Here is a 4,788-nt window from a genome sequence, read left to right as displayed (position 1 = left end):
CCGGCACCAGCAGCACCGGCCGCACCGGACCGACCGCCGCCGCGACGACCTCGGCCAGCAACGCGCCGAGCGGCCGGGCCAGGCCGTGGCGACCGTGATCCTTGTACGCGAGCAGCATCTCGCGCAGCGGGCCGGCGTACGGGCCGAGGGCCACGCAGGGCGGTAGGCCGGGTGGGGCCGGGGTGGGGCGCACCGGCCGCGGACGCAGGTCGTGGACCGTGGCGACGCACTCAGGGCACACCCCGTGGCGCAGGCCCGGCCGCCGTTCCCGGCAGCCGGCGCACTCCACCGGCAGCACCAGGTCGGTGAGGTCCGCCCAGAGCCCGCCGAGGTCCCGCACGGGCTCAGTACAGGAAGAAGGGGGCGGTCGGGTTGCCGGGGCGGACCCCGCTCGGCGGCGCGGTGACCTCGGCGACCTGTTCCCGCTGGATGCGCTCGGGGGGCCGCCCGGTGCGGAACGCCACCTGGTTGGCGACGTACATCGCCAGCCCGAACTGTCCCCCACGCGGGTTGGCCGGGTAGGCCGCCAGGTGGGTCGCCGGGGAGCCGATGTCCTGCTCGAGGGTGACCTCCAACGCGCCGTCCACGCTCAGCTCGTACAGCGCCCACCGGCCGGCCGCGGAACCCGCGACGATCAGCCGGTTCTCGTCGTACCAGTCGACGGCCGACAACCGGGTCAGCTGTGTGGGCAGCCGCCGGGCGGGGCCGGTGGCCAGCACGCCCCCGTCGACGTTGACCGCCACGACGTGGAGCACGCCGTCCACGACGACGGCGAGCCGGTGCCCGTCCAGGGCGGCGGCCACCGCGGTGACGGTGCCGGCGACACCGAGCGGCACCGCATTCACCTGTGCCCGGCCGTCGAACCGGTAGAGACCACCGTCCGCGACGACCAACCCGACCGGCGGGTCGGGCGCCGCCGAGCGCAGCCAGACCGGGCGACTGACCGTGGACCAGCCCGCGCCGCTGCTGCGCGCGAAGGCGGACACCGGGGGGAACCCGCTGCCGACCGAGAGGTGCTTGCGGCCGTTCGCGCCGGCGACGACCAGTGCGGCATGGACCCCGGTGCCGGCCCGGTTGAGCGCGGCGGACACCACGCCGGTGTTGGCCGCCTCCGCCACCGGCACCGGCCCGCTCGGCTCACCCGGGTACGACAGCGCGTGGATCGATCCCTCGTACACGCAGAACCGCTGCGGGGTGCCCTCGACGCTGTACAGGGGCCGCGCCTGCCGGCGTTGCTCTAGGTCGATCGTGACGCCCTGCTGGTTGCGGATCTTGAGCTCCAGTTGGCCGTCGAGCCACGACAACGACCACGCCAACTGGGTGCCGAGCTGGTCCACCCGGGTCCGGTCCTCCCCGGGCATGTCGAGGTCGACCTCCCACCGGTCGTCCGTCCGGGTGGCGTTGTTGATCAGCTGGGTGCGGTCGGGCAGTGGGCTGACCACCCGGCCGAGCCACTCCGACGGGCCGTCGGTGAGCCACTTGACCACCTCACTGACCCGCCGGTCCTCCGGCACCGCTCTCGGCAGGTAGCGCTGGTCGGGGACCAGCCGGCTGCGGTCGGAGCTCCAGAAGTAGACCGGCCGGGGCAGGTAGTGGTCCGCCAGCGCGTCGACGCTGAGCAACAGCACGTTGGGGGGGTCCGCGAGGTACCAGTCGGTCTGGTCACCCGACTCCAGGGTCGGGCGCAGCCGGAACCGGTACGACGTCTCGGTCGCCTCCGGCGGGGCGAGCACACCGTCGGCGCGCAGCCGGCCGACCTGCTGGACGGTGATCGTGACGTCGATGTCGTCCAGGTTGGGGGTGATCTCCGGGCTCTTCGTCAGGCGTACCACGGTCAGCCCGACCTCACTGCCCCGCTTCTCCTGCAGCCCGGAGCGGTCGCGAGGCTCGATGAACTGCCGCACCCGGTCGTACGCCCGGTCGGGCTCGCCGGCCGGCGCGGCGAGGAAGTTCCGGACGAAGTCCTCGGGGCTGTCGGCGGCCGTGCGGGACGGTGGCTCGATGCGGCCGGAGCTTGTCGCACCACCCTCGACCGCCGGGCCGGGCCCCTCGACCCGGACCTCGGTGCGGTCCGGGATGCCGCAGCCGGTGGCGCTGCCGAGCAGGCACACGCCCCCGATCAGACCGGCCAGGAAACGTCGCGTCACGAGCCCACCTCCGCCCGGCCGCCGTCGCCACCGGGTGCCGGTCCGATCGCCAGCACCCCACCGCTGCCCGGACCGATGGCGAGCAGCCCGCCGTCGCGGGGGCCGCCGAAGGGCAGTGCGGCGTCGCCGGGCACCAGCCGCAGCGGCGAGGTGGTCAGCCGGTCGCCGGCCCGGGCCGGCAGGGTGAGCCGGAACTGTGCGCCCTGCCCGGGCGCGCCCCACGCCTCCAGCCACCCGCCGTGCAGGCGGGCGTCCTCGAGGCTGATCGACAGGCCGAGCCCGGTGCCGCCGGTCTGCCGCGCCCGGGACGGGTCGGCACGCCAGAACCGGTTGAAGACCAGCTTCTCCTCGCCCGGCTTCAGCCCGACCCCGTGGTCCCGTACGGTGATCGCCACCGCCGTGTCGTCCACGCCCAGGGTGATCAGCACCGGTTTGGCCTCGCCGTGCTCCACCGCATTGCCGACCAGGTTGCGCAGCACCCGCTCGACCCGGCGCGGGTCCACCTCGGCGATCACCGGGGCGGTCGGCACGTCCAGCTCGATGGTCACCCCGACCCGCTCGGCGAGGCCGGCGAGCCGGTCGGCCACCCGGTGCACCACCGGCACCAGGTCGGTCGGCTCCGCGTCCAGCATGGCGAAGCCGGCGTCGAACCGGCTGATCTCCAACAGGTCGGTCAGCAGCTCCTCGAACCGGTCCAGCTCGGCCTGGAGCAGCTCGGCGCTGCGGGCGACCGCCGGGTCGAACGCGTCCCGCTCGGCGAAGATCAGGTCGGCGGCCATCCGGACGGTGGTCAGGGGCGTCCGCAGCTCGTGCGAGACGTCCGACGTGAAACGCCGTTGCAGGCGGGACATCTCCTCCAGCCGGAGGATCTGCCGTTGCAGGTTGGTCGCCATCTGGTTGAACGAGGCGGCGAGCAGGGCCAGGTCGTCCTCCCCGTTGACCACCATCCGCTGGTCCAGCAGCCCGGCGGAGAGCCGCTGGGCGGTCCGCGCGGCCACCCGCACCGGCATCACCACGAGCCGGGTGACCAGGGCGGCGAGCAGGCCCAGGAGCAGCACCAGGGCCACCCCGACGGCGACCACGGTCGCCCGGGCGTCGGCCGCGGTGGTGTCCTGCCGGGTCAGCGGGACGAGGTAGTAGAGCTCCACCTGGCCGAACCGGGTGGGCACCGGGGAGCCGTAGACCAGGTACTTCGTCCGGGTGCCGGCGACCGTGCCGGTGCTGATCTGCCTCGCCATGTCGCCGCCGGCCACCACGCCACGCAGCTCGCGGCTGATCAACGGCTGGACGTCGACGGCCGGTGAGGTGCGCGGCTGGATGACCCCCGGGTAGCGCTCGGCCGTCAGGGCGACCACGACCCCGGTCGCCTGCTGCGGATCACCGCCGGCCAGGTAGTTGACCGTGCCGTCGATGGTGTCCTGGAGCTGCGCCTCCTGCGGCTGGTTGTACAGGCCGAACTGCTTGGCCGCGTACGTCGCGCCGCTCTCCAGCCGGGCCTTCACGTCGATCTCGGCGTTGTCCAGCAGGATGCTCGTGATCTTGTCGGCGATCAGGTACGCGAAGCCGCCGACCAGGAGGCTGGAGGCGACCAGCGTGATGGTCACCACCCGCACCTGGAGCGACCGCCGCCAGGTGAGGTGCAGCCCGGCGGCGAGGCCCAGGGCCCGGCCGACCAGGGCACGCCGGAGCGCCCCCGCGGCGGGTCGCCAGCCGGCGGGGGTCTCGGGCAGGGGGGTCGGGGCGCTGGTCACGGTGCAGACCAGGCTATCCGGTACCCGCCTTGTAGCCCACGCCCCGCACGGTCAGGATGATTTCCGGCCGCTCCGGATCCGGCTCGATCTTGGCGCGGAGCCGCTGCACGTGCACGTTGACCAGGCGGGTGTCGGCGGCGTGCCGGTAGCCCCAGACCTGCTCCAGCAGCACCTCCCGGGTGAAGACCTGGCGCGGCTTGCGGGCGAGCGCGACCAGCAGGTCGAACTCCAGCGGCGTCAGCTTCACCTCCTCGCCGTTACGGCTGACCGTGTGCGCCGGCACGTCGATGGTGATCTGGTTGTCGGGCGGACCGATGGTCAACATCTCGGGCGCGACGTCCTCGCCCCGGCGCAGCCGGGCCCGCATCCGGGCCACCAGTTCCTTGGGCTTGAACGGCTTGACCACGTAGTCGTCGGCGCCCGACTCGAGCCCGAGGACCACGTCGACGGTGTCGCTCTTGGCGGTCAGCATGACGATCGGCACCCCGGACTCGGTGCGGATGGACCGCGCCACGTCGATGCCGCTCATGCCGGGCAGCATGAGGTCGAGCAGGACGATGTCCGGCCGGTTCTCGCGGAACGCGGCCAGGGCCCGTTCCCCGTCGGCGACGAACGAGGGCAGGAAGCCCTCGCTGCGCAGGACGATGCCGAGCATCTCGGCGAGCGCGGGGTCGTCGTCGACCACCAGTACCCGGGCTCTCATGGGGTTAATTTTCCATCCCCGTTCCGTTGGCGTGGGATCGGCGTCACCCGGCACGGTACTGCCGTTGGCCGCCGGCGCACAGCAGGCGGCGTCCGGACGTCGCCGGGCGGCGTGCGGTCCACCCGATCGGGACCGCACGTGTCACCATGATCCCTGCGTGCGGCGCCGCGCGCCACCGCCGCGCGGC

At 73.7% G+C, this 4,788-nt stretch carries 3 protein-coding genes and 1 pseudogene; all 4 read right to left on the bottom strand.

What is annotated here, in order from left to right:
- Window positions 1-340, bottom strand: a pseudogene (locus AB0I76_RS22665) (ComF family protein); the annotation flags it as partial.
- A gap of 4 nt (window positions 341-344) precedes the next feature.
- Window positions 345-2,147, bottom strand: a complete 1,803-nt coding sequence (locus tag AB0I76_RS22660) for an LpqB family beta-propeller domain-containing protein (protein ID WP_357038806.1) — start codon at window positions 2,145-2,147, stop codon at window positions 345-347.
- A complete protein-coding gene (mtrB, locus tag AB0I76_RS22655) occupies window positions 2,144-3,823 on the bottom strand; it encodes an MtrAB system histidine kinase MtrB (protein ID WP_357038809.1) in 1,680 nt (559 codons plus the stop codon). The genes AB0I76_RS22660 and mtrB overlap by 4 nt, the downstream gene beginning before the upstream one ends.
- Window positions 3,824-3,911: 88 nt before the next feature.
- A complete protein-coding gene (gene mtrA / locus AB0I76_RS22650) occupies window positions 3,912-4,601 on the bottom strand; it encodes an MtrAB system response regulator MtrA (protein WP_120733217.1) in 690 nt (229 codons plus the stop codon).
- Window positions 4,602-4,788: the final 187 nt, after the last annotated feature.

Origin of the sequence: Micromonospora sp. NPDC049799 (genome assembly GCF_040656655.1) — a bacterium.
Classification (GTDB): domain Bacteria; phylum Actinomycetota; class Actinomycetes; order Mycobacteriales; family Micromonosporaceae; genus Micromonospora.
This window is presented reverse-complemented; position numbering and strand designations above follow the sequence as displayed.